Origin of the sequence: Kitasatospora sp. NPDC101801 (assembly GCF_044766665.1) — a bacterium.
Taxonomy (GTDB): domain Bacteria; phylum Actinomycetota; class Actinomycetes; order Streptomycetales; family Streptomycetaceae; genus Kitasatospora.
On sequence record NZ_JBIWML010000001.1, the window covers coordinates 86,329 to 111,575 of the forward strand.

The 25,247-nt window shown below is 74.8% G+C and carries 20 protein-coding genes; 9 read left to right on the forward strand and 11 right to left on the reverse strand.

The window, feature by feature from the left end; all coding sequences use genetic code 11:
* Positions 1 to 23: 23 nt before the first annotated feature.
* Positions 24 to 845, forward strand: a complete 822-nt coding sequence (locus ACIRPK_RS00365) for a GNAT family N-acetyltransferase (RefSeq protein WP_403030756.1) — start codon at positions 24 to 26, stop codon at positions 843 to 845.
* A gap of 73 nt (positions 846 to 918) precedes the next feature.
* On the forward strand, positions 919 to 1,728 hold the full coding sequence (locus ACIRPK_RS00370; RefSeq protein WP_403030758.1) for a lysophospholipid acyltransferase family protein: 810 nt from the start codon (positions 919 to 921) through the stop codon (positions 1,726 to 1,728).
* A gap of 13 nt (positions 1,729 to 1,741) precedes the next feature.
* On the opposite strand, the gene ACIRPK_RS00375 is transcribed toward ACIRPK_RS00370, so the two are convergent.
* The 11 genes from ACIRPK_RS00375 to ACIRPK_RS00425 form a co-directional block, all read right to left on the reverse strand.
* Complete coding sequence (locus tag ACIRPK_RS00375; RefSeq protein ID WP_403030761.1) at positions 1,742 to 2,563, reverse strand: phosphate ABC transporter ATP-binding protein; 822 nt, start codon at positions 2,561 to 2,563, stop codon at positions 1,742 to 1,744.
* Between the two features lie 31 nt (positions 2,564 to 2,594).
* On the reverse strand, positions 2,595 to 3,542 hold the full coding sequence (locus ACIRPK_RS00380) for a class E sortase (RefSeq protein WP_403030764.1): 948 nt from the start codon (positions 3,540 to 3,542) through the stop codon (positions 2,595 to 2,597).
* Positions 3,539 to 5,257 (reverse strand): substrate-binding domain-containing protein, encoded by a 1,719-nt coding sequence (locus ACIRPK_RS00385; protein WP_403030767.1) that lies wholly within the window; start codon positions 5,255 to 5,257, stop codon positions 3,539 to 3,541. Before ACIRPK_RS00385 ends, ACIRPK_RS00380 begins: the two co-directional genes overlap by 4 nt.
* 62 nt (positions 5,258 to 5,319) lie before the next feature.
* Positions 5,320 to 6,585: a phosphate ABC transporter permease PstA gene (pstA, locus tag ACIRPK_RS00390; protein ID WP_403030769.1), complete on the reverse strand. Its 1,266-nt coding sequence runs from the start codon at positions 6,583 to 6,585 to the stop codon at positions 5,320 to 5,322.
* Positions 6,586 to 6,603: 18 nt separating this feature from the next.
* Positions 6,604 to 7,599 carry a phosphate ABC transporter permease subunit PstC gene (gene pstC / locus ACIRPK_RS00395; RefSeq protein WP_403030772.1) on the reverse strand — a complete coding sequence of 332 codons (996 nt, stop codon included), beginning with the start codon at positions 7,597 to 7,599 and terminating at the stop codon, positions 6,604 to 6,606.
* Positions 7,600 to 7,708: 109 nt separating this feature from the next.
* Complete coding sequence (locus tag ACIRPK_RS00400) at positions 7,709 to 10,216, reverse strand: hypothetical protein (RefSeq protein WP_403030775.1); 2,508 nt, start codon at positions 10,214 to 10,216, stop codon at positions 7,709 to 7,711.
* A gap of 199 nt (positions 10,217 to 10,415) precedes the next feature.
* Entirely contained in the window at positions 10,416 to 11,051 is a 636-nt protein-coding gene (locus tag ACIRPK_RS00405) for a hypothetical protein (protein ID WP_403030778.1), read from the reverse strand.
* Positions 11,052 to 11,158: 107 nt separating this feature from the next.
* Positions 11,159 to 12,187 carry a substrate-binding domain-containing protein gene (locus tag ACIRPK_RS00410; RefSeq protein ID WP_403030780.1) on the reverse strand — a complete coding sequence of 343 codons (1,029 nt, stop codon included), beginning with the start codon at positions 12,185 to 12,187 and terminating at the stop codon, positions 11,159 to 11,161.
* Between the two features lie 315 nt (positions 12,188 to 12,502).
* Complete coding sequence (locus tag ACIRPK_RS00415; protein ID WP_403030783.1) at positions 12,503 to 12,892, reverse strand: hypothetical protein; 390 nt, start codon at positions 12,890 to 12,892, stop codon at positions 12,503 to 12,505.
* Positions 12,882 to 13,283, reverse strand: a complete 402-nt coding sequence (locus ACIRPK_RS00420; protein WP_403030785.1) for a YegP family protein — start codon at positions 13,281 to 13,283, stop codon at positions 12,882 to 12,884. The genes ACIRPK_RS00415 and ACIRPK_RS00420 overlap by 11 nt, the downstream gene beginning before the upstream one ends.
* Before the next feature lie 226 nt (positions 13,284 to 13,509).
* Entirely contained in the window at positions 13,510 to 14,697 is a 1,188-nt protein-coding gene (locus ACIRPK_RS00425) for a metallophosphoesterase (RefSeq protein ID WP_403030787.1), read from the reverse strand.
* Between the two features lie 262 nt (positions 14,698 to 14,959).
* Here ACIRPK_RS00425 and ACIRPK_RS00430 point away from each other — a divergent pair, with 262 nt between their 5' ends.
* The 7 genes from ACIRPK_RS00430 to ACIRPK_RS00460 all read left to right on the forward strand — a co-directional run bounded on the left by ACIRPK_RS00430 (position 14,960) and on the right by ACIRPK_RS00460 (position 25,182).
* On the forward strand, positions 14,960 to 16,852 hold the full coding sequence (locus ACIRPK_RS00430; protein ID WP_403030790.1) for an acyl-CoA dehydrogenase: 1,893 nt from the start codon (positions 14,960 to 14,962) through the stop codon (positions 16,850 to 16,852).
* Positions 16,849 to 17,874, forward strand: coding sequence for a 3-oxoacyl-ACP synthase III family protein (locus ACIRPK_RS00435; protein WP_403030792.1), 1,026 nt, complete (start codon positions 16,849 to 16,851; stop codon positions 17,872 to 17,874). The genes ACIRPK_RS00430 and ACIRPK_RS00435 overlap by 4 nt, the downstream gene beginning before the upstream one ends.
* Positions 17,871 to 18,725 (forward strand): SDR family NAD(P)-dependent oxidoreductase, encoded by an 855-nt coding sequence (locus ACIRPK_RS00440; protein ID WP_403030795.1) that lies wholly within the window; start codon positions 17,871 to 17,873, stop codon positions 18,723 to 18,725. Before ACIRPK_RS00435 ends, ACIRPK_RS00440 begins: the two co-directional genes overlap by 4 nt.
* On the forward strand, positions 18,722 to 19,834 hold the full coding sequence (locus ACIRPK_RS00445) for a beta-ketoacyl-ACP synthase III (protein ID WP_403030798.1): 1,113 nt from the start codon (positions 18,722 to 18,724) through the stop codon (positions 19,832 to 19,834). Before ACIRPK_RS00440 ends, ACIRPK_RS00445 begins: the two co-directional genes overlap by 4 nt.
* 31 nt (positions 19,835 to 19,865) lie before the next feature.
* Positions 19,866 to 21,086, forward strand: coding sequence for a beta-ketoacyl-[acyl-carrier-protein] synthase family protein (locus tag ACIRPK_RS00450; protein ID WP_403030801.1), 1,221 nt, complete (start codon positions 19,866 to 19,868; stop codon positions 21,084 to 21,086).
* 105 nt (positions 21,087 to 21,191) lie between these two features.
* Positions 21,192 to 21,725: a hypothetical protein gene (locus tag ACIRPK_RS00455; RefSeq protein ID WP_403030804.1), complete on the forward strand. Its 534-nt coding sequence runs from the start codon at positions 21,192 to 21,194 to the stop codon at positions 21,723 to 21,725.
* A gap of 121 nt (positions 21,726 to 21,846) precedes the next feature.
* Complete coding sequence (locus ACIRPK_RS00460) at positions 21,847 to 25,182, forward strand: FtsX-like permease family protein (RefSeq protein ID WP_403030807.1); 3,336 nt, start codon at positions 21,847 to 21,849, stop codon at positions 25,180 to 25,182.
* Positions 25,183 to 25,247 lie beyond the last annotated feature (65 nt).

The following is a 25,247-nucleotide window of genomic DNA, read 5'->3' on the forward strand; positions in this document are numbered from 1 at the left end:
CCAAGCCCTGGGAGAACCCCGTCATGGCCCTTGGTACCGCGCTCAGCTCCCCCACCGTGACCCGCCCCACCGTCACGCGGCCCGCCACCCGCCCGACCACCGCTCCCGCCTACTCGGTGTCGCTGGCCTCCGACGAGGCGGACGTCCGAGCGGCCCAGCGACTGCGCCACGACGTCTTCGCCGGCGGGATGGGTGCCGTCCTGGACACCCCCGTGCCCGGCCTGGACATCGACCCGTTCGACCAGTTCTGCGACCACCTGCTGGTGCGCGAGAACGAGACCGGCGAGGTGGTCGGCACCTACCGGCTGCTCCGCCCGGAGGCGGCGGTCCGGGCCGGACGGCTGTACTCCGAGACCGAGTTCGACCTGACCAACCTGGCGGCCGTCCGCCCCGGCCTGGTCGAGGTGGGCCGGTCCTGCATCGACATCCGGCACCGCGACAACGGCGCCGTGATCAATCTGATGTGGGGCGGCATCGCCCGCTACCTGGTCGACACCGGCAACACCTGGGTGGCCGGCTGCTGCTCCGTCCCGCTGGCCGACGGCGGCGCCAGCGCGGCCGGGGTCTGGGACGCCATGACGGCCCGTTACCTGGCCCCGGCCGAGTACCGGGTCACCCCGCACCGCCCGTGGGACCCGACCGGCGTGGTCCGGCCCGAGCGGACCACGATCCCGGCCCTGCTCCGCGGCTACCTGCGGCTGGGCGCCTGGGTCTGCGGCGAGCCCGCGTACGACCCGGACTTCGGGGTGGCCGACCTGTACGTGCTGCTCTCGCTGGAGCGGACCGACCCGCGCTACCTGCGGCACTTCCTCTCGGCCGGCACCCCGGCCGGCGCGGGCGGGTGACCGCGCCGTGCGCAGCTGGCTCCCCACCGCTCCGTGTACGCCGGAGAGTTGTCTCGCCGACCCCGGGCCAACGGTGCCCGCACCGCTGCGCCTGCTGCGCGGGGCCGGCAGCTTCGGCGTCCTGCTGACCGGGATCGCCGTGGTCGTGCTGGTCCGGGGCTGGGACCGGGCGCCCCGGCTCCGGGACGCGGCGCTCCGGTTCTGGACCAGGTCGCTGCTGACCGCGATGGGCGTCCGCCTGCGGGTCGTCGGGGTGCCCGCCCCCGGCTCCGTGCTGCGGGTGGCCAACCACATCTCCTGGCTGGACATCGTGCTGTTCACCGCCGTGCGGCCCGGGCCGATGCTGGCCAAGACCGAGGTCCGGGACTGGCCGGTGCTCGGCCCGCTGACCGGACGGGGCGGCACGGTCTACATCGACCGCGACCACCTGCGCCAACTCCCGGACCGGGTGGCCGAGATGGCCGCCGTGCTGCGGTCCGGGCGGCCGATCACCGCGTTCCCCGAGGGCAGCACCTGGTGCGGCGAGGCGGGCGGGCGGTTCCGCCCGGCGGCGTTCCAGGCGGCGATCGACGCGGCGGCGCCGGTCCAGCCCGTGACGATCCGCTACCGGCAGCCGGACGGCCGGCTCTGCACCGCCCCGGCCTACGTCGGCGACGACGAACTGCTGCCGTCCATCCGCCGGGTGGTGGCCGCCCGGGGCCTGGTCGCCGAGGTCACCTTCCACTCCCCGATGCCCACCGACAACGGCACCGACCGCCGCCTGCTCGCCCGCCGGGCGCAGGCCGCCGTCGGCAGCGGCCCGGAGGCCGACCACGTGGTCGGCCGCCCGTACGTCCCGGCCCGGCAGCGTCCGCAGGTCGCCGGGACCGCCGCCTGGCGCTGACCGAGGACACGCCCTACCCGAACCGGCCGTTCACGTAGTCCGCCGTCCGCTGGTCGGCCGGCGCACCGAACAGCCGGTCGGTGGGGCCTGCCTCGACGATCCGGCCCGGGGTGTCGTGGCTGGCCAGGAAGAACGCGCAGGACTGCGAGACCCGCTGCGCCTGCTGCATGTTGTGCGTCACGATCACGATGGTGAGCCGGCCGCGCAGCTCGGCGATGGTCTCCTCGACCCGCCGGGTCGAGGTCGGGTCCAGCGCCGAGCAGGGCTCGTCCATCAGCAGCACGTCCGGCGAGACGGCCAGCGAGCGGGCGATGCAGAGCCGCTGCTGCTGCCCGCCGGAGAGCGAACCGCCGGGCGAGCGCAGCCGGTTGCTCACCTCCTGCCAGAGGCCGGCGGCCTGCAGGCTGCTCTCCACCAGGTGGTCCCGCTGCTCGCGGTCGGTCTTGATCCCGGCCAGCTTGAGGCCGCTCGCGACGTTGTCGTAGATGCTCATCGCCGGGAACGGGTTGGGCCGTTGGAACACCATGCCGATCCGCCGCCGGACGTCGGCGGGCCGCCGCCCGGTGGCGTAGATGTCGGTGCCCGCGAGCAGCACCTCACCGGACAGGCCCGCGCCGCGGACCATCTCGTGCATCCGGTTGAGGATCCGCAGGTAGGTGGACTTGCCGCAGCCGGACGGGCCGATCAGGGCGGTGACCTGACCGGCCGTCATGCTCAGCGAGACCCGGTCCAGCACCTTGTGGTCACCGAACCAGGCCGAGACGCCCCGGGTCTCGATGCCGTACAGCGAGTCGTCGGTCCTGGGCAGTACGGCGGTGTCGATGGCGTCGGTCATCCCGATGGTCCTTCGGTAGAGGTTGGGCGCTTCAGTACAGGTTGGGCAGCAGGGCGGCGGCGTTCTCGTAGCAGCTCCAGAGCACCGCGCCGAGCACCGGCGCCGAGCACAGGTACGCCGCCCAGCGGTGCCAGAGCCGGACCGCCAGGGTGGTCAGCGTGACGCACCCGAGCAGGCCCAGCGTCCAGAGCTGGAGCGCCGAGAGCGCGGACCGGTCGGCGGCCAGCGCCTTGTCGGTGGGGCGCAGCGCGCCCCGGGTGCCGGCGTCGGCGTACGGCTCGCCGAGCAGCCGGGCACCGACCATCACGGTCGAGGAGGAGATCCAGTCCGAGTCGCCGGTGACCAGCACCAGCCGGTTCTCCGCCTGGTCGGTCAGCGGGTCGCCGCCCTCGCCGTGCTCGTTGACGACGTAGCTGGACTTCCCCTGGCCGGTGGTGACGTCGATCCGGTCGCCCTCGTGCAGCTCGGCGATCCGGGCGAACGGGGCGCCGAAGCTGACCCGGCGGCCGAACAGCACGCTGACGCCCTGTTGGCCCGGCAGCACGGTGTCCCGCCGGTGACCGGGGCCCCGCATCAGGTCGCGGCCGGTGGTGCCCTCGACCACCACCGTCTGGTACAGGCCGAGCGCCGGGATGTCGATCACCGCCACCGGTGCACCGTCGACGGTGGGCCCGGTCGGGGCCACCGCGGTGCCGAACCGCTCGCGCAGGGTCTTGTACGCGGCGGCCTGCGCGTGCTGCTCCTGGAGCCCGGACAGGGTGGGCAGGAACGCCCCGAAACCGATCACCAGCACCGCCAGCGAGGTGGTCGCCCAGCCCGCCTGGACCAGCCGGCGCCGGGCCGCGCTGAGCGGCGGCCGGGCGGCGGCCCGCTCCGGCGCGGCGGGCGACGGGCCGGCGTCCTTCGGCGCGGCGGCCGCCGGGACGTCGGGTTCCCGGTCGGGCCTGACCGTCGGCGGCACACTGGTCGGCGCGCTCATCGCGTCACCCCCCGGTTCCGCCGCCGGGCCGCCAGCCAGCCGCCGAGCAGCGGCGGCACGGCGACCAGGGCGAGCAGTTCGATCGCGGTCAGCGTGCTGAGCAGCCACTCGTCCTTGCGGTTGCCGACCTCCACCACACTGGCCTGGAGGTTGCCGCCGCCACCGCCGGCCCCGCCCGCGCCGACCACCTCACCGGTCTGCGGATCGATCGCCGGGGGTGCCGCGTTCGGGTCGGCCGCGGTGCCGCCGGCCGCCGCCGCTCCACCGGTGCCACCGGTCCCGCCGGTCGTCCCGCTGCCGGTCGAACCGCCCTTGGTACCACCGGAGTTGCTGCCGCCGGCGCTGCCACTGCTGACCGGCTGGCCGTCCTTGACCACACAGTCCAGCGGGGCGCCGAGCTTGTCGCAGGGGCTCGGCTGCGGGGCGTTCGCCAGCACGGTGAGCTCACCGGCGCTGTTGAAGGTGGGGTTGGCGCAGTTGGCGAGCGTGTCGGCGTTCACCGGGCTGGCGTTGCCCGGGATGTGACCGACCTGGAGCATCCCGCCGCGCACCAGGCCGCGCGGGATCGGCGAGTAGCCGAGGCTGTCGGCCTGGCCCTGCCCCGCGCACAGCACGTAGGAGATGAACCGGCTGAGCGCGTTGCCCTTGGCGTCGTTGAAGCGCGGCGGCACCGGGTCGGCAACGCCCTGGCGCGGCACGATCAGGTAGCTGTAGCTGGACACCGGGTAGGCCCGCTTGTCAGCCATGTTGTAGACGTCGTCCAGGTTCTGCTGCAGGAAGTTGGGGTCGGTCGGCGGGGTCGGGTCGTCGACCCCCTTGATCTTCGCGGCGGTCAGCGCGACCGCGACGTTGGAGGCGGTGGGCAGCGTGTAGTACCCGGCGGCGTTCAGCACCTTGACCACCGGCCAGTTGCTGCGCTTGGCGAAGGCGTACTCGTCGTAGCCGATGGTGCCGAGCCCGGACGGGGACTTGATGTAGTTGGCCACCACGTCGGACCCGTTCTGCGCCACCATCCGGCCCGAGGTCGGGAAGAACTCGGTGTAGTCGCCGCAGGTGACGCTGTTGATCCCGGTGCAGTACGCCTCCCACTCGGCCCGGTGGGTGTGCTGCATCCAGCGGGTGAACTGGGCGGTGGCGCCGGAGCCGTCGGAGCGCACCACCGGGGTGATCGGCACGTGCGGCAGCGCCCGGCCGTAGTCCTTGGTGACGGCCGGGTCGTCCCAGAAGGCGATCTTGCTGGTGAAGATCTTCACCAGGGTGTCCGAGGAGAGCCGCAGGTCGGTGACCCGCTTCCCGGCCAGCACCAGGTTGTACATGAACGCGGTGCCGCCCGCGGTGATCGGCACGTAGGAGTAGCCGTACACCGCCCGCTCCGCGCCGGCTGCGCCCGAGCCGCCGACCGCGCCGCTCGCCCCGGTGTCCAGCTTGGCGCGGAACGGCACGTCGGAGGCGGTGAAGTCGTTGAGCCCGGCCGCCCAGTTCTTCCGTCCGGCGGCCGAGCCGACCGGGTTGAAGTTGATCTGGATGCCCTGCGGCACCACGTCCTGGCGCCACTGGTCGATGGCCGGTCCGGCCCAGCTGGAGCCGTCCGCGTTGAGCGAGGTCGCGGCGTACGCCGGGGTCGCCCGGCCGAGCGCCGCCGAGGCGGCGAGCAGCAACAGGACGAGCAGCAGGGCGGCGGACCGCTGCGGCCGGTGAGCGGATGCCCACGGCATGGGGACTCCTCTGGGGTGGTCGGTCGGTACGGGAGCGGGGTCGGGCAACCGCCGGGGGCGCGTCATGGCCGCACCACGGCGATCTCCGGGGCGTTCGGTTGACGTCGCGCAACGGCGGCGTCCGGGGCGGCGTCCGGGTCGGGCGACTGCACCCGGGCCAGGGCCACGGCGGGCCGGGCCGGGCGGCGCCGCGCGGCGGCGTCCCGGCTGATCAGCCGGCGCTGACGGCGGCTCAGCTCGCCTGGGCGGCGGCCGCCGAGGGCGCGGGCCGCGAGGAAGAGCACCAGCACCACGCCCATCAGGGTGAGCCCGGCGGCGAACGCCCGGGCCACCATGTCCTCGTAGGGCTGGCGGACGTAGTTCCAGATGTACAGCGGCAGGCTGACCTGCTGGCCGTGGAACGGGTCGAGGTTGAAGTAGGCGGTCAGCCCCGAGGTGAGCAGCACCGGCGAGGTCTCGCCCACGCCGCGGGCCATCCCGAGCACCACGGCGGTGGAGAGCCCGGGCCTGGCGGTGGGCAGCACCACGTTCCAGACCGTGCGCCACTGGCTGGCGCCGAGCGCGTAGGACGCCTCCCGCAGGGTGCCGGGCACCAGCCGGATCACCACCTCGGCCGCCCTGGTGATGATCGGCATCATCATCACGGTGAGCGCCAGCGACGCGGCGAAGCCGCACCGCTCCATCCCGAAGGTGAGGATCACCACGCCGAGCACGAACAGCCCGGCCACGATCGAGGGCAGCGCGGTCATCGCCTCGACCAGGGTGCGCACCGGCCGGGCGAACCGGCCGCCCACCTCGGACATGTAGACGGCGGCGGCGATGCCCAGCGGGACGGAGAACAGCGTGGCCAGGCCGAGCTGTTCGACCGAGCCGATGATCGCGTGCAGCGCGCCGCCCGAGGTGATCGGGGAGAGCGCGGCGGTGGTCTCCATCGACTGGGTGAAGAAGTTCGCGTGCCGGGCGGCGGTGATCCCGTGCACCAGCAGGAACCCGAGCTGTTCCAGGATCGTCCCGAGCACCAGCGCGCCCGAGCTCCAGGCCAGCGCGGCGACCAGGCGCTCGCGCACCAGCCGGCCGTTCCACTGCACGGCGACGGCGCCGCCGTAGCAGGCCAGGAAGAGCAGGTACCAGCTGAGCAGGAAGCCGAACGCACCGCTGAACGGCAGGATCCGCTCGTACAGCAGCCAGTCCAGCCCCAGCGATCCGCCGGCGGCGCCGACGGCGGTGGCCAGATCGGCCCGGGTGACGCCGCCGAACCTGATCCGGGTCTCGGGCCCCTCGGCGGCCTCGGTCGGGGATGGGCTGGTGTCTTCGGCAATGTCGGTCATCGGCCGTGTCCTCGGTGCTCAGTCGGAGGTCGCCGCGCCGGAGCGCGAGCGGTTGATGATGACGCCGGCCACCACGTTGACCAGCAGCGTCAGGGCGAACAGCACCAGTCCGGCCGCCATCAGGGCGGAGAGTGACAGTTCGTCGGATTCGCCGAAGCGCAGCGCGATCAGCGCCGAGATCGAGTTCGCCCCGTTCTCCAGCAGGTGGCCCTTGAAGACGAAGGCGGGCGAGATGATCAGCGCGACCGCGATGGTCTCGCCCATCGCCCGGCCGAAGCCGAGCATCACCGCACCGATCACGCCGCCCTTGCCGAACGGCAGCACCACCGTGCGCACCATCCCCCAGCGGGTGCTGCCCAGCGCGTACGCGCCCTCCCGCTCGCCCTGCGGCGCCTGCGAGAACACCTCCCGGCTGAGCGCGGTGACGATCGGGACGATCATCAGTGACACCACCACGCCTGCGATGAAGGTCGAGGAGGTGTAGGAGGCCCCGACGTCGCCGGTGCGCACCTTGAGGAACGGCAGGGTGTCACCGAGGTGGTTGGAGGCCCAGCGGGACAGGCCGATGATCCTCGGCTGGAGGAAGAACAGGCCCCAGAGGCCGTAGACGATGCTCGGGATCGCGGCCATCAGGTCGACCACCGCGATCAGTGCCTTCCGGGCCCGCACGGGTGCGTACTCGGAAATGAACACGGCCGCGCAGAGCGCCACCGGCACCGCGATCAGCAGCGCCACCACGGCGATCAGCACGCCGTTGGGCAGCACCGCCGCGATGCCGAACTGGTAGGCGGCGGTGTTCCAGCGCTGCTCGGTGAAGAAGGACCAGCCGGTGACCCGGAGCGCCTGTCCGCCGCGCAGCAGCAGGAAGAAGGCGATCAGGCCCATGATCAGGAAGACCGAGAGCCCCGCTGCGGTCAGCAGGATCCGGAACACCCGGTCACCCCGGGAGACCGGCGCACTGATCCGCCGTGGTCGGTCTTCGAGGTCCGCCGGGGCGGGGAGGGTTGCTGTCATGACGGGTTCTCCGCAGCGTTCGGGACGGTCAACTGGGCTTCCGGGCAGAATGGTTCGGCCCGCTTCCGGGTCGGCCCGGGCGGGTTCGCCCGGGCCGGCCCGACCGGTCTCAGCTCCGGCCGAACAGCCGGCGGAACCAGCCCGCGATCCGCCCACCGGCCGCGGTGCCGCTGAGCAGCAGCGTGGTCGGGCCGCCCACCAGCAGCACCCCGCCGATCACCAGCAGCACCGGCAGCATCAGCCGGGCCGCGCCCGCCCGGTCCTGCCCGGGGCGGCCGGCCGCCACCGGGGCGACCGCGATCGGGGAGTTCGAGGGGGCCGGGTTGGCCACCGGGGCGGGACCGCCCGCAGCCGCTGCCGCACCCGAAGTCCCGCCGGTGCCACCCGTGCTGTCGCCACCGGAGGTGCCGCCGGAACCGCTGCCCCCGGTGGAGCCGGACTGACCACCGGTGATGGTGCCGCCGGAGCCGCCGCCGCTGGTGCCACCGGGATCGCTCGCGGTGACCTGATTGCCCGGCAGCGCCGAGTCCTGCGCGCCGACATGGCCGGCCGCCGCCTGCGCCTGCGCGGACTGGGCCTCGGTCAGCGCCAGGAAACCGGGCGCCAGCAGACCGGGCGCGGTGCCGTAGATCTGCCCGCCGCCGAGGTCGGTGGCCTGCCGGACGAACTTGGCCACGGCCGCCGCCTTGCCGCCGTCCAGACCGCTGGTGGGCAGCATCGCGTACTGCACGGCGGTCAGCGGGTAGGCCGCCTTCGCCCCGGCGAAGGCCGAACCGCCATCGCCGTAAGGGAGTTGCTGGGTGCCGGTGACCGGGTCGGTGGGCATCACCGCGACCGCCGCCTGCAGCGCCCCGGTCGACGGGGTGACGAACTCCCCGGCCGGGTTGGCCAGTGCGGCCTCGGGCAGCGAGTACGCCTTGGCCTGGCCGGCGTCCATCACGGCGAACAGCGCGCGCTGGCCGATCGGCTCCGGCGCGCACTTCGGGTGGGCGCCGGTGTTGTCGATGTTCGGGTCACTGCAGGTGGCCCGGTTCTCCAGCACGTTCCGGGACACCGCGCCGAGCCCGCCGCTGAGCGGGTTCCACTCGTACTGCTTCCAGTTGCCGGGGCCGCTGAAGTCCTGCGGCACGAAGCTGTCGACCGGGTAGCCGGCGAAGCTGGAGCGCAGGTAGTAGGAGTTCAGCCGCATGCCCCAGGGGTCCTTCGCGCCGCCGAGGAACTGGGCCGCGTCCGGGTCGGCGGCGATCCACGCGGTCAGCTGGTACACCAGGTCGGAGGTGCCGCCGATCACGATCGGGGTGGTCTCGGCCTTGTTCCCGCCCGAGCCGCAGTCCGGCCAGACCGGGCCGTTCACCGCGTCCACCGGGTTGAGCTTGAGGAACTCCGGATCCAGGAAGACGCACTTCGGGTTGCCGTCCACCGAGGGGATCGAGGCGCCGTACTGCAGGTCGTAGGACTGGGTCAGCAGCTTCGCCAACAGCCGTGCGTTCAGTTTCAGTTGACGGATCTGACGGCGGCTGGTGGCGTCGTCGATCACGTAGACCACCGAGATCGCGGTGGTGGCCAGCGGCGCGTAGACGTACGGGCGCGCGGCCGGGCTCCGGTCCGGCCGCGCGGTCAACGCCACGTCGGCGCCCCGGCGTTCCAGGAAGGCGGCCCGGGCCTGCGGCTCGCCCCCGCCGAACACGTAGCCCAGGTTGAGCGGCTGGTCGCCGCCGCAGAATCCGGCCCGCCACTGCTGCACCGCGCGGTTGGCCATCTCCAGACCGGCCATCGCGAAGGCGTCGCCGCCCGCCTTGCAGTCGCTGGGCGTGGCGGCGAAGTGCAGCGGCACCACGGCCCGCTGGTTCCAGGCGCAGGTCTCGCCGGTGTTGTACGGCGTGCCGACGTTCTTCCAGAACGAACCGTCCGAGGCGGTGTTGAAGAACCCGTCGTTGTCGCCCGAGTGGTCGTCGCAGTTGACGGTGCCAGCCGGGCTCTGGTAAGCGCCGATCGCGTCGCCGCCGTACTGCGGCTCCACCACCAGCGAGCAGGCGTGCGCCGCGTCGCAGCCCAGGGTCTGGCTCTGCTGCGAGGTCCAGAGCTCGATCTCGGCCTCGCCGGTGCCGTCCGGCCTGGTCGCCGCGATCACCATGTTGCTCGGGAACTCGGGGGTGGTGGCGCCCTGCGCCATCGCCTGCTCGAAGCCCTTGGCCGGATTGCCGTTGTACACCGTGCTGCCGTAGCAGTCGGTCGGCTTCGGGTCGGTGCCCCGGCACTGGTAGACCCGGACCGAGTACAGGATCTGGGTGGAGCCGACCACCGCGACGTCCACCGGGTCGCCCCAGGTGAACGCGCTCGGGGTGAAGCCGGCCCAGCGGACCCGGACCCGCTCGTTGCCCAGGTTGCCGGTGGTGTCCAGGGTGACCGAACCGCGTTCACCGGTGGTCCAGTCCGCCGGGTTCCACACCGGCGGGCCCGGCACCGTCACACCGCCGGCCGCGTGCGCCTCGGGCGCCGGGCCCAGGGCCCCGGGCAGCACCACCATCGTGAGCGCCGCCGCCCAGGCGACGGTGGCGGCGGCAAAGATCTTCGCCAGCCGCCGACGCGCGGGGTTGCCCGGTCTGCGGAGCCTCATGGGGTGTCCTTTCGCTGATCCGATCACCGCTGTCCGAAACCGGACCCACCGGGATCGAGACTTCGGTATTTCCCCATGTGGATATGACAGTTGATGACCATTCAGATGTATAAGGCCCCAACTTGCCAGCGCAGTAACGGAATATCCCGACGGCCCGTGACACCGAAGTGGCGTCACGGGCCCGTTCCGGCACGACGGATCAGGCGGCGGGCTGGGTGTAGTTCAGCGCGAATGAGCCAATCTGGCTGCCGGCCGCGAAGAACGAAGTGGCCAGCTTGCTGTCCAGGTACTGCGCACCCGACGCGTTCACGGCCAGGCCGGTGGAGGTCAGCGAGTTGACCGCGCCGTTCACCACGAGCGAGCTCTCGGTGGGCTCCAGCAGGCCGACCGGGGCGGTGCTGCCCAGCGGCACGCCGGTCAGCTGCCAGTTGTCGACGTCGAAGGCCAGCTGCTGGAACAGCACGGTGCGGCCGGTGCGGACGTTGACCGCCAGCAGGCTGCCGCCGAGCTGGACGGTGCCGTAGTACTCGCGCAGCACCCCGGTCGCACCGGTGACCGGGAAGGTGCCCGAGAAGCCCGCGGCCGGGTCGAAGCCGACCGTGCCCGGCGGCAGCGGCACCACGAAGATGCCGGCCTCGGCGCTGCGCCGCAGGAAGTCGCTGTCCTCGCGGATCAGCGCGGTGCCGATCGAGGTGACCGGGGCGGTCTGGGCCTGGGTGGCCGGGGCGGCCTGCGCCTCGGTGGCGACCGCGGTACCGGTCAGGCCGGAGAAGGTGGTCACGGCGGCCAGCGCGGCGGCACCGGCGAGGGCGAGACGGGTACGGAGGCGGTTCATGGCGTGCTCCTTCGGGTGCGGGCGGTTCTGCTGAGGGCACTGCGGGGCCGGGCAGGCCGACGGCCGGGCCCCTGCGGGCTCGGCCGTCGGGTGGTGCGGGGTGGTGATCAGCTGGTGGTGCCGCAGGCGGTGCCCGGCAGGGTCAGGAAGCCGTAGTTGGTGATGGTCGCCGGGTGGGTGCAGATCCAGCCGGCCGGGCCGAAGATGCCCTTGAGGGTGGTCTGGTAGGCGCCGGCGGTGTTCCAGTCGTTGGTCCGGACCACGTTGTTGATCACGCGGCCGTAGGCGCTGGCCGCGAACGGGGCGTTGATCACATGGGTGGTGGCGTTGACCGGCACGACACCGTTCACGTTGCGCAGGGTCAGCGGGCCGGGGGCGTCGGTGGCCGTGCTGTGGCCGCCGAAGACCTGGGAGATGTAGTGCGCGACCGAGTAGGGGAAGATCGCGTCGACATCGTCCAGCACCGCGGTGGTGCCGGTGTTCTCCTGCGGGCCGCTGGTCACGCAGGCGCCCGGGACGACCGGGGTGGCGCCACCGATGGCCTGCAGGAAGAAGGTGCGGGTGCCCGAACCGTTCTGCGGCAGGAAGGGCTTGATGGTGCCGGCGGTGCCGCCGACGGCGCTCCAGTTGGTGATGGTGCACTCGTAGATGCCCTTGAGCTGGGCGGTGGTCAGGTTGGCCGGGGCGTGGCCGCCGGTCGCCTTGGCGGACCAGGTCACCGCGTCCTTGGCGAAGGCCACGAACAGGATGGAGGCCGGGTCGCTGGCCTGACGGCCACGCGAGGAGCGGGCGAAGTCGACCGTGGCGGAGGTGTTGTTGATCAGCGCGGTGATGCCGGCGCCGGAGCCGTTCGGACGGGCGATGCTGGCCCCACCCGTCTTCGGGGTGATCGGGGAGGTGCCGAGCGGCTCCCAGCTGTACAGCCGCGGGGTGCTGGCCGGGGCGCCCGCGATGGAGGCGTTGTAGTCGGCCGAGACCTGCGACAGGTAGGTCGAGGTGGTGTCCGAGCCGGTGCCGACGATGTCGACGGCGTTCGGGATCGGGCTCGGGTCGGCGGCCTGGGCGGGAACTGCCGCGAGGACGGTGGCGGCGGTGACCGCGACGGCGGCGACCAGCTTGGCAGCGGTGTGACGCATTTGGTGTTCCTCCGGTAGGAGCGAGCATCAATTCATCCGCTCCCGGCCCGGGGCCCGGTCGGGAGCACCGGCGGCGTCCGCACTGGGCGGCCGTCCGTCCGGCGGCTCCGATACTTGCCGGGTGGCACGTGCCGGTGGAAGGTCCGTCTCAACCGGGCCGGTTCCGCCCGCCGACCCGAATCCGGCCCGGCCCCGGGGTTTAGCCCGAGGCCGGGCCGGGTGGGTTCGGCTTCACCACGACTCTGTCAACTTCCCGTCACGAGTGGATCGTTCTTCTCCAGGTGGCGGTTCGGGGAGGGATCGGCAACCTGCCGGTCACCCGGCGCCCCGGACCGCGCGCAGCTGCTGGAGCATCGACTGGAAGCTCACCATCCCCTGCCGGCACTGGTCCTGGCGCAGATAGCCCCGGGCGCTGCGGGCCACCGCCTCGCCGGTCACCTGCCCCGAGCTGCGCACCGGCAGCAGCGCCGACCAGCCCCAGGACCGGTCGCCGCCCTGCTGCACCAGGTAGCGCAGCGCGGCCCGCTCCACCAACAACTGCCGGACCGCCTCGTCGAGTTCCGCCTCGCTCCGGTACGTCACCGCCGACCTGGCGAGCTGCCGGCCGTTCGCGGCCGCCAGCAGCCAGCCGATCCGCCCGCCGCCCAGCCGGACGGTGACCAGTCTCGGGCCTCTCCGGGGGCCCGACCCGGTGTCAGAACCCATCGCGCGACACCGAGATCTCGACGCCCTCCGAGCGCTCCAGCAGCGCCACGAAGCGACGGAAGGCGTTCTGGCAGGTGGCGTAGCGCTCGTAGGTCCGGTGCGACCGGGCGTCCGGCACCCCGCGCGGTCCCGGCACCACCCAGATCCAGCCGATCCCGTCCCGTACGTGGGTGATCCGGACCACCAAGCCCGGCGCCGCGCCGCGTAAGCCCTCGAAGACCTGCCGGGCCAGCTCCGGGGTCTCGTACACCGAGGCGGAGACCGCCACGATCCGGCCGTTCGGAGCCTTCAGGGACCAGCGGTACCGTCCGTTCACGTCCCGTTCGGCCTGCACCGATCCCCGGCGGACCGGCTCGGCCACCCCGTCGTCGCGTACCCGCTGCCCTGCCATCCGAGTGCCTCCCCGTTCGCACCGGAGCCGCCCCGGCAGCGCACCCCAAAGCTACGTGTGCACACGGGAGTCATTGAAGGGACAATCATCCTTCGGCAGGGCTGTTGGCCGCGATGTTCTCCCTCGTTCACGAAGTACGGCCGAAAGGGGTCGGTGACAGAACCGACATCACGTCAACTCCCCCGCCGGACCTGCCCCCTGACGTCGGATCGGAGCGTCGGCCAGGTCAGGCCGACAGCGCGGCGAGCGTCAGCACCGTGATGTCCGAGGGGGCACCGACCCGGACCGGCGGACCCCAGGCCCCGGCACCCCGGGTGACGTAGAGCTGGGTGTCGCCGTACCGCTCCAGACCGGCCACGGTCGGGTTGGCGAGCTCGGCCAGATAGTTGCCCGGCCAGAGCTGCCCGCCGTGGGTGTGCCCGGAGAGCTGGAGGTCGACCCCGTACCGGACGGCGTCGTGCACGGTCACCGGCTGGTGCGAGAGCAGCACCGCCGCCCGCAGCCGGTCCCGGTCGCCGAGCGCCTGCTCGAAGTCCGGCCCCTGGCCCTCGGCCGTGCCCGCGAGGTCGTTCACCCCGGCCAGGTCGAACCAGGGCAGTTCGATCCGGTCGTTCTCCAGCGGGAACACCCCGAGCGAGCGGACGAACTCCACCCACGGCCGGGCGCCGGAGAAGTACTCGTGGTTTCCGGTCACGAAGAACGCGCCGTCCCGGGCCCGCAGCTCGCGCAACGGGACGGCGGCCGGGCCGAGTTCGGGCACCGTGCCGTCCACCAGGTCGCCGACGATCGCGATCAGGTCGGGCTGGGTGCCGTTGATGGTGTCGACGATCCGCCGGGTGTGCGAGCGGCCCAGGATCGGCCCGAGGTGGATGTCGCTGACCACCGCGATCCGGTAGCCGTGCGCCCGCCGGGGCAGCTTCGCCAGCGGGACGGTCAGCTGCTTCAGCCGCGGCCCGCGCAGCACCCCGTACGCACCGTTGCCCACCACCGCGGCGGCCGCCCCGGCGGCGCCGATCGCCACCGTCCGGGCCACGAAGAGCCGCCGTGACGGGTCGTCCGGAGCAGCCGCGCACTCGGTCGCGCCAACGGCCGCCTTCGGCTCCCGGGCCGCCGCGATCCGCAGCCAGACCACCCGGACCAGCTCGCCCACCAGGACGGCCATGGTCAGGTAGAGCAGCACCGCCAGCCAGAGGTAGCCCGGCCAGGCCAGCCAGCGCTCGGCGGCCAGCGGCAGCAGCCGGCCGCCGGCCACCGCCCCGACCGAGAGCAGCGGCAGCAGCACCGCCAGCCCCGTCCCGAGCCGCCGGTACCACCCGCCGGGCGCGGAAACGTCGCGGACCAGCCGCCGCCAGAGGTACCGGTGCACCAGGACGAGCAGGGCGAGAACCGTCAGCAGGATCGGCACGATGATCACCGACCCAGTATCGGAGATCGGCGGACCCTCCCGGCACCGGGGTGGGCACCCGCCCTCCCCGGACGGTCTTCAACACCGGGCGGCGTTCAACAGACCACCCGCCCCGGCCGGTGGCCTGCGCCCCACCGGACCGGGCAGTCTCGAAGAGTTCCTCCGTACGCTCCCTCTCCCACCCGAGGAAGTCCCGCGCCGGGCAGGCTCCGCGCTGCCCGTGCCGCCGACCCTCCGCAGTCCCGTGCCGAGAACCTTCTGGAGCTCCGCCATGCCCACTGACCGCACGTCATCTCCCCCGCCGCTCGCACCGGCCGGCCTCAGCGCCCTGGAGGAACTGGTGCACGGCCGGGTACCCCCCGCCCTCCTGCACGCCCTGGGCGAGGCCCTGCACGGTGACCCGATGCCCGCCACCCCCGATCCGGCCGGCCGGGAGGCGCAGGTCAGGCGCCGGCTGCTGCGGATCGCCGGAGCCGTCCCACCGGGTCGCGAACTGCTGGACGCGCCCGCGCAGTTGGGGGCGGTACTGGCCTGGACGGCGGCGTCCCAGCCCTCGATGGCGATGGTGCTGGCGTACCAGTACCTGCTGGTGCTCAGCTCGATGAAACTGCTCGCCCCCGAACCCGACCTGCTCAAGGCGCACTTCGAGGCGCTGGAGTCGGGCCGGGCCAGGGGGGTCTACATGATCACCGAGGTCGGGCAGGCCAACAGCCATCTGGACACCCGGACCACCGCCGAGTTCGACCCGGTGACCCGGGAGTTCGTGATCGGCACGCCCGACGGGGCGGCGACCAAGTTCACCAGCGGGACGGCGGACGGCGGCCCGCTGATCGCCGTCATGCTGGCCCGGCTGGTGGTCGGCGGCGCCGACTGCGGGGTGTTCTCCTTCGTGGTCGACCTGGCCGACCACGACGGGCTTCGCCCGGGCGTCGAGATGTCCACCGGGGTCGAACTCAGCGCACTGCCGCTGAACTACGCGCAGTTCCGGTTCCACGGCGTCCGCCTCCCGTACGGGCACTGGCTGCGCGACAGCGCCGCCATCGCGGCGGACGGCACCTTCCACGACCCGCTCGGCAGCCCGGACCTGCGCCTGCAGCGCACGCTCTGCGTGGGGCAGACCCTGTGGGCGGCGCTGCCGTCCGGCCTGGCCGCGATGGCCCGGCAGTCGGCGGTGCTGGCCGTGCGCTACGCGGCCGGCCGCCGGACCCAGAGCAGGCTGGCCCCCGGCCGCCCGCTGCTGGCCTACCGCACCCAGCAGTACGGGGTGCTGGGCGCGCTCGCCGAGGCGTTCGCCCTCACCTGCGCGGCCTCCCGGGCCCTCGAGGTGTGGTCCGGCACCGGTCCTGGCCGGACCGACGGGAGCCCGGACGGCGAGGGCTCGATGACCTTCGCGCCCTGGACCGCCGTCAGCCGCCCGCTCTCGGCGTACAAGGCGCACACCGTCCGCGCGGCGGCCCGGGTGGTGGCCGACTGCCAGCGGCACTGCGGGTTCTCCGGGCACCTGGACGGCAACTGGCTGGTGGCGTACCACGGTTTCCCGTACGCCTTCGACGCGGCCGGCGGTGACAGTCAGCTGATCCTCTTCGACCTCGGCCGCGCCCTGGCCGAGGACGCCCCGGTGCCGGCCCCGCCCCGGGTCACCTCCGCACCGGGCGAGCCGGGCTGGTGGCCCGCCGTACTCGCCGCCCACCAGCACCGGCTGACGGTCCGGCTGCGCGCCCGGCGGGACGAGCGGGCGGACGGGGCGGACGGGCCGGACGACGAGTTCGCGCGCTGGAACCCGCTGTTGGCGGACGCGGGCGAGCTCGGCGAGACCTACGCCGCCCGGCTGGTGGCCGAGGACCTGCTCGGCGCCGTGACCCGGGCGGGCGAGCGCGACCCGGACAGTGCGACCGCCCTGGCCGCGCTGGCCGGCCTCTACGGCGTGGCCGGCGCCCGCCGGCTGGCAGGCTCGCTGCTCGCGGCGGGCACCCTGCGGCCGGCCGAGGTCCAGCGGCTGCTGGTCGCGGCCGACCTGCTGTGCGACCGGCTGATACCCCGACTCCCTTTGCTGGAGCAGGCGTTCGCCTACCCGCAGAGCGTCGTGCCGTCCCCGCTCGGGATGCCCGACTTCACCGGCGCGCTCTCCGACTCCCTCGCCTGGCACCGGGGAGGCACCGCGTGAGCCCCGGCCCGACCCCGCCCAGGATCGGCGTCTGGGGCACCGGCAGCTACCTCCCCGCACGGATCCGCGACAACGCCGAGGTGGCCGAGGCCGTCGGGGTCAGCCCCGAGTGGATCCGCGAGCGCACCGGCGTCAGCGCCCGGCACGTGGCCGCCGCCGGGCAGGCCGCCTCCGACCTGGCCGCCGAGGCGGTCCGGTCGGCCGCCGCCGAGGCCGGGATCGACCCGGCCGACCTCGGCCTGCTGGTCCTCGCCACCTCCACCCCCGACGAGTTGGGCCCGTCCACCGCCTGCCGGGTACAGGGCCTGCTGGGCGCCACCCGCGCGGTCGCCCTGGACGTCAGCGCGGCCTGCTCCGGCTGGCTGTTCGCGGCGAAGGTGGCGCACGACTGGCTGCGCGAGGACCCCACCCGGGGGTGCGCGGCGGTGGTCGGGGTCGAGGCGTACTCCAAGTTCCTCGACCCGGCCGACCGGGGCACCGCCGTGCTGTTCGCCGACGGCGCCGCCGCCGCCGTGCTGGGACCGGTCGCCGCGCCGGGCGGATTCACCGACTTCCACTTCGGCTCCGACGGCTCGCTGGCCGACTACGTGCTGATCCCGGCCGGCGGCAGCCGCCACCCGGCCAGCGCCGCGACCCTGCGGGACGGCGGCCACCTGATCCGGATGGACGGACGCTCCGTCAGCCGGTTCATCAAGCAGGTCTTCCCCCGGCTGGTCCACGAGAGCCTCGACCGCAACCGGCTCAAGCTCGACGACCTCGCCTGCGTGGTCGCCCACCAGCCCAACCCCGTCCTGCTGCGCGACCTGGCCCGCGAACTCGGCATCACCGAGAGCCAGTTGGTCGTGGTCGGCGACCGGGTGGGCAACATCGGCGCCGCCAGCTCCCCGTACGCGCTCGCCACCGCCGCCCGGGGCTCGCTCCGCCCGGGCGACACCGTCCTGATCACCGTGTTCGGCGCCGGCATGACCTGGGGCAGCGCCCTGCTCCGGTGGACCGGAACCACAGAGAGGCAGACCCCATGAGTGCCGTAGTCACCACCCTGGACAGTTTCCGGCTCGACGGTGCCCGCGCCCTGGTCACCGGCGCCTCCCGGGGCATCGGCCTGGCCACCGCGCTGGCCCTGGCCGACGCGGGCTGCGACGTCGCGGTCGCCGCCCGCACCGCCGCCGCCCTGGAGGAGGTGGTCGAGGGCGTCCACCGGCGCGGCCGGAAGGCCCACACCGTCGTCGGCGACCTCGCCGACCCGGGAGCCGCCACCGCCTGCGTGGACCAGGCCGCCGCCGCGCTCGGCGGGCTCGACGTCATCGTCCACAACGCCGGCACCCTGCCGCTCACCGAGGACCTGGCGCCGGTCCTGATGCCTTTTCAGATCTCCGAACCGCACCACTGGGACGCGGTGATGACCGTCAACCTCGACGCCACCGCGGCCCTCTGCCGGGCCGCCCACCCGCACCTGGCCGCCTCGGACCGCGCCAGCCTGCTGCTGATGTCCTCGGTGGCCGGCCTGATCGGCGCCCCGATGATGGAGGCGTACGCGGTCACCAAGGCCGCCCAGGTCTCGCTGGCCCGCAGCCTGGCGGTCGGCTGGGCCCGGCAGGGCATCCGGGTCAACGCGCTCTGCCCGGGGTGGACCCGGACCGGGATGACGGAGTTCGCGGCCGACACCGCGCCGCTCTCCGACTGGCTGATGAGCCATGTGCCGATGGGGCGTTGGGCCGAGCCGGAGGAGGTCGCCCGGGTGGCGCTGTTCCTCGCCTCCCCGGCCGCCTCCTTCGTCACCGGCCAGGCCCTGGTGGTGGACGGCGGGCTGAGCGTCCCCGACGGCGGGCTGGCCGGCATCCCCAAGCCGGCCTCGCCGTTCGTCCCGTCATGACCGGCCCGCACTTCACCGGGACCACCGCCGTCGTCACCGGCATCGGCGCCTGTCTGCCCGACCGGGTGCTCGACAACGACGACGTCATCGCCGCCGGGGACCTGCGCACCACCGACGAGTGGATCAGGACCCGTACCGGCATCGTCCACCGCCGCCGGGTCGCCACCGGCCAGAGCACCGGTGACCTGGCCACCGCGGCCGGGCTGGCCGCCGTCGAGTCCGACGGCGGCCCACCGCCCGACCTGCTGATCCTGGCCACCAGCACCCCCGACCACCCGCTCCCGGGCACCGCGCCGCGGATCGCCCACCGGCTCGGCCTGGGCCCGGTCCCCGCCTTCGACCTGGCCGCCGTCTGCGCCGGCTTCCCGTACGCGCTGGCCACCGCCACCGCCCTGCTGCGCGGCGGCCTGTGCCGGGCACCGCTGGTGGTCGCCGCCGACACCTACTCCACCATCGTCGACCCCACCGACCGCGACACCGCCGCCCTGTTCGGCGACGGGGCCGCCGCCGTCCTGCTGCGCCCGGGCCCGCCGGAGGCGCCGGGCGCGGTGGTGGCCGTCGACCTGGGCACCGACGGCGCCGGGGACCGGCTGATCACCGTCCCCGGCGGCGGCTCCCGCCACCCCCGGTGGGAGCGCGCCGATCCGGCGGAGCCGTACTTCCGGATGCGCGGGCGCGAGGTGTACGCGCACGCCGTCCGCCGGATGGTGGAGTCCTCCCGCACCGTGCTCGACCGGGCCGACTGGCCGGCCGGGTCGGTCCGGGCCTTCATCGGCCACCAGGCCAACCAGCGCATCCTGGACGCGGTGGCGCAGCGGCTCGGCATCGACCCGAAGCACTGCCACGGCAACATCCGCGAGCTCGGCAACACCGCCGCCGCCTCGATCCCGCTGGTGCTGGCGGACCCCACCACCCAGCAGGCGCTCGAACCGGGCCTGCGCTGCCTGCTCACCGCCTTCGGCGGCGGTCTCGCCTGGGGCTCGGTGGCCCTCAACTGGCCCGCCGCCGTGCCCCGGAGGCTGCCCGCCGTACCGGAGCTCGGTCAGACCCCGCTCAGCAGCACCGATCTGGCAAGGAGTCACACATGGACCACGTCGACCGGCGGCTGACCCCACCGGCGGCCGCACCCGGAGCCGGGTAGTGCGCGGCCCCGTCGTGGTCACCGGCACCGGCCTGGTGACCCCGGCCGGCATCGGCACCGAGGCCACCTGGGCCGGCGTCTGCGCCGGACGCCCCACCGCCCGCCCCGACCCCGGGCTGGCCGGGCTCCCGGTCGCCTTCTCGGCCCGGGCGCCCGAGCTCGGGCCCGATCAGCTGACCGTGCGTCAGCCGTGGCGCTACGACCGCAGCACCCTGCTGCTGTTCGCCGCCGCGCAGGAGGCGCTCGCCGACGCCGGGCTCTCCAGCGCGGACTGGGACGGCACCCGGGTCGCCCTGGTGGTCGGCTCCGCCGCCGGCGGGGTGGCCACCCTGGAGGCGCAGCACGGCCGGCTGCTGGCGGACGGCCCGGGCAGCGTCTCCCCGCTGACCATGACCGGGTTCCTCCCCAACATGACGACCGGTCACCTCGCCCTGCGGCTGGGCATCACCGGTCCGTCCCTGCACACCTCGACGGCCTGCGCCTCCGGGGCCTCCGCCGTGATCACCGCCGCCCTGCTGCTGGCCACCGGCCAGTGCGACCTCGCGCTGGCCGCCGGTACGGACGCGATGGTCACCCCGCTGTGCGCCGCCGCCTTCGCCAAGATGGGTGCGCTGTCCCGCCGCCACGACGACCCGGCCCGCGCGTCCCGGCCGTTCGACCGGGACCGGGACGGCTTCGTGCTGGCGGAGGGCGCGGGCGTCCTGGTGCTGGAGCACGCGGCGCACGCCCGGGCCAGGCGGGCCCGCCCGCTGGCCACCCTGGCCGGCTACGCCGCCACCGGCGACGCCCACCACGCCACCGCCCCCGACCCCGAGGGCACCGCGCTGCGCCGGGCCGTGACCACCGCGCTGACCATGGCCGGCGCCGGCCCCGGCGACGTCGACCACATCAACGCCCACGGCACCAGCACCCCGCTGAACGACCGCGCCGAGGCCGCCGCCATCCGTCGGCTCCACCCGCACCACCGGCCCACCGTGACCTCCGCCAAGGGCGTGCTCGGCCACACCATGGGCGCCGCGGGGGCGGTGGAGGCCGTGCTGACCCTGCTCAGCGTGGGCCGCCAACTCGCCCCGCCGACAGCCAACTTCGTCGCGCCGGACCAGGACACCGACGGCCTCGACATCGTCGCGGGGGCGGCCCGGCCGCAGCGGATCGACCTGGCGCTGAGCCACTCCCTCGGCTTCGGCGGCCACAACACGGTGCTGGTCTTCACCCGGTGACGCCCCGCCCTCGGCGGAACCCCGGCGCCGGTGGGCGCGTCCCATCCCCCGGACCGTCAGGTCGGCCGCCGGCCGGCGCGAGGACGGCCGAGGACAGGGGTGGGGATGGACCCGGACATCCGCCGGGCGCTGACGCGCGCGCTCGGCATCGCGGCGGCGGCGCTCGCGCTGTGCGTGCTCGGCCTGTGGGGCGCCGCCACCACCGGGGCCAACTTCGGGCACTCGGCGGGCCTGCTCGGCACTCCCGGCCACCTGGTCGCCGCCTCCTGCGAGTTGGACCCGGCGGAGCCGAGCACCGTCAGCTACTGCCGGGGCACCTTTCACCCGGAAGGTGACGCGCCGTGGGTCGCCGAGGCCAGGGTCGGCAGCCGGGTCGGGCTCGGCCGCGAGGTCCCGGTCCGCTGCACCGGCCGCAGCTGCCACCTGGTCGAGCCCTCGGTGGCGGTCGCCTGGGCCGCCGCGGCCTTCGCCGCCCTCGCGGCGGCGGCCGTGGGCGTCCGGCTGCTGCTCGGCCTGGCCAGGCCGCTCACCCGGACCCGCCGCCCCGAGCGGATCGCGGTCGGAGCCGCGGTCGCCCTGGGTGTCTGCGCCGTGCTGAACCTGGTCGCCGCCCTGGCGACCGCCATCGTCGACGGGTGATCCACCCATCGGATTGGTACAGACCAAACGGTGATCGCTGTGATAGAACGTCAGTTCCGCGCCGCAGATCGATCACGCGGCAGGTGACCCTTCGGGGTGGGGGCACTGAGGGGAGCAGCGGATGGCACTGGCGGGGGTCGGGCGCCGATTCGGGCGGCACGGACTGGTGCTCGCATCCGTCGCGGTGAGCATTCTGGTGGCGACGGCGGTGCTGGCCGCGGTGACCGGCCTGGCCGGGGCGGCGGCCACGGCGGGGGTGCGCGAGCGGCTGGCGGCCGACGCCGCCCGCTCGGTCGAGGTGGACGCCCGCTGGACCGCCAAGGGCCTGCCCGCCGCCGACCGGGCGGTGCACACCGCGCTGGTCCGGGCGATGGGCGGCACCCCGTTCCGTACCGAGACCGCACTGCGCTCGGTCAGCGCCGTGAACCTGCCGCTGCCGCCCGCCGGACGCCGGCAGGTCACCGACAGCACGCTCCCCGGACTCCCGGTCGCCCTGTCCGACCCCGGCCGGTACGCCCTGCTGCGCAGCGGCAGTTGGCCCGCTGCCGGCACCCCCGGGGCCGGTGAAGGGCTGCGGGTCGCCCTCTCCGAGTCGACGGCCGACCGGCTCGGCCTGGACAGCGGTGGCAGCACGGTCGTCACCGACCCGGTCACCGGCGGCCCGCTCCGGCTCACCGTGACCGGCGTCTACCGGCCCGACCCGGCCGCCGCCGCGGTCTGGTCCGCGCTCGGCGGCGCCGACCGCGAGGACCCGGACCTGCTGCTGGCCGACGGCGCCCAGCTGACCGCGCTGCCCGCGTTCGGCGGCCTGCTGCTGCACGTCTGGCTGGCCCTGCCCGACACCGACCGGCTGAGCCTGTCCGAACTCGCCGCGCTGCGCGACCGGGTGGCCGCCTTCGCCGGCGCGGACACCGCCCGCTCGGTCTACCGCGGCGGCGCTCCGGCGCTGGCCGACACCACGGCACGCAGCGGCCTGCCCGAGGCGGTCGACCGCCTGGTGGTCCCGGCTCTGACGGCCCGGGCCGAGGTCGCCGTGCCACTCGCCCTGCTCGCCGTGCTGGCGGCGGTGGTACTGATCCTGACGGCCCGTCGGCTGGCCGACTCGCTCGCCGCCGAGCGGGCGCTCCAGCGCTCCCGGGGAGCCGGCTCGGTACGGCTGCTCGCGGCGACCACCGCCGAGTGGGCGCTGGCCGCCGTACCGGCGGCCGCCGCCGGACTGCTGCTGGCCGAACCGCTGCTCGCTGCCGTGCTGCGCGGCGCGGGGGTGTCCGGCCTGGCGGCGGACGGCGCCCGGTCCGCCTGGTGGAGCGCCGGCTTCGCGCTCCTGGTGCACGGCGCGGCCCTGCTGCTGCCGCTCGCCCTACAGGCACTGGACCCGGGGGCGCAGCGGGCGCTGCGCGGACGCCGGTCGAGCCGGCTGGGACCGCAGCAGGCCGGCGCGGACCTGGCGCTGCTCGCCCTGGCGGGCCTCGCCTTCCTCCAACTGCGGCACTACCGGAGCCTGCTGACGCAGAGCTCCGGCAGCGGGTTCGACGCCGGGGTCGACCTGGTCCTGGTGCTCGCCCCGATGACCATGGCGGTGGCCGGCGCGGTGCTGCTGCTCCGGCTGTTCCCGCTGGTCGGACGGCTGCTGGAGCGGGCGGCCGGCCGGGCCCGCGGGCTGGTCCTGCCGCTCGGCGGCTGGCAGTTGAGCCGCGCCGCCGGACGCCAGGCGGTCCCGGTCCTGGTGACGCTGCTGGCGGTGGCCGCCGGGAGCCTGGCCGCCGGGGTGCTGGGCGCACTGCCGGCCAGCGACCGGGACCGGGCCGCCTTCGCGGTCGGTGCGGACCTCCGGGTGTCCGGGCTGTCGGGCGCGGCGGAGCAGCGCCAGGCCGCGCTGGCCGCCCTGCCGGGCGTCACCGGGCTCACCCCCGTGGCCGAGCAGTCGGCCCTGGTGGGCAGCACGGTGGTCCAGACGGTCGCCGTCGACACCACCACCGCGACGGCGGTCGGCCTGCCCGCGCTCCGTCCGGACCAGGCCGACCGCCCGGCCCGGGCCCTGCTCGCCCCGCTGGCCGCCGTACCGGCCCAGGGGATCCCGCTGCCGGGGCGGCCCGGCGCGCTGGAGGTGGCCGTGCTCGCCGCCGCCGACCGGCCGGTCCCGGCCGCAGGGCTGCTGCTGCAGGTCTGGGTCCAGGACGCCCACGGGCTGACCGACCGTCTGACGGTGCCGCTGCCCGTCGACGGCCTCCCGCACCTCCTGACCCTGCCGCTGGCCGACACCGAGCGGCGCGCCCACCCGCTGACGGTCAGTCGGCTCGGGGTGCACTTCCCCGCCGAGCTGGCCTCGCGGACCACCCTGGACCTGCGCCTCCCCCGGATCAGCGCCGTCACCGCCGGGCAGCGGACCGACCTGGCGCTGCCCCCAGGGCAGGGCTGGTTCCGCTCCGGCACGGTCTTCGGTACGCCGGCCGCCATCGGCTGCCCCGGCGTCGAGACGTCCTCCTACCTGGCCGGTGGCTTCCCCGAGGACGCCTGGGCCAGTGCCTGCACCTGGCAGGGCGACGGCTCCGACCTGCTGCACACCGTGCTGCGCTCACACGAGCCCTCGCCCCGGACCGACCCGGCCCACCTGGACGTGGTCCTCGCCGTCCAGCCCGGGACCGGCGACCGCGTGGCGCCCCGTCCCGCCCTGCCTGCGGTCGCCGACCGCGCGCTGCTCGACGCGGTGCACGCCAGGGTCGGCGACACCGTGCAGCTCACCTGGGAGCGCGGCGCGCCGACCACCCGGCCGATCCTGATCACCGGGGAGATCGACGCCCTGCCCGGCTACCCGCGCGACCTCGGTCACCTGCTGCTGGACCTGCGCGCCGTCGCCGCCGACCGCGCCGCCACCGGGGCGGCGCCGCCCACCGGGATCCGCTGGCTGCTGCGCAGCGACGACCCGGCGGCCACCTCGGCCTCGGCCGCCGCCGGCGGCGGCCGGCTCGGCCGGGTGCAGAGTGCCCGGCAGGTCGCCGCCGAGCTGGGTGCCGACCCGTTCCGGGCCGGCCTGCGCTGCGCCTGGCTGCTGGTGCTGGTCACCGCGCCGCTGTTCGCGGTGACCGCCCTGACCCTGCACGCGGTGGGCGCGGTCCGGGCCCGCCGACGGGAGTTCGCGGTGCTCCGCGCACTGGGCGTACGACGCGGCGAGCTGACCGCCGTGCTCCGCGCCGAACAGGTGGCGGTGACCGTACTGCCCACCCTGCTCGGCGGCCTGCTGGGCCTGCTGCTGGCCGCCCTGCTGCTGCCGGTCCTGGTGCTGGACGACGGCGCGGGCCCGCTCTTCCCGGCGCTGAGCGCCGCACCGGGCCGGCCCGCCGCCGCGCTCGCGGCGCTGGCCGGCGGCCTGCTGCTGATACTCGCGGTGCTGGTCCTCACCCGGCTGCTGGCCCGGGTCGACCTGGTCCGGGCGCTGCGGGCCGGGGACGACGGATGAGCCCGGCGGGGAGTCGACGGCGGCCGGCCCGGGACGGCGGCGCAGGCGTGGCCGGACGGTCCGAC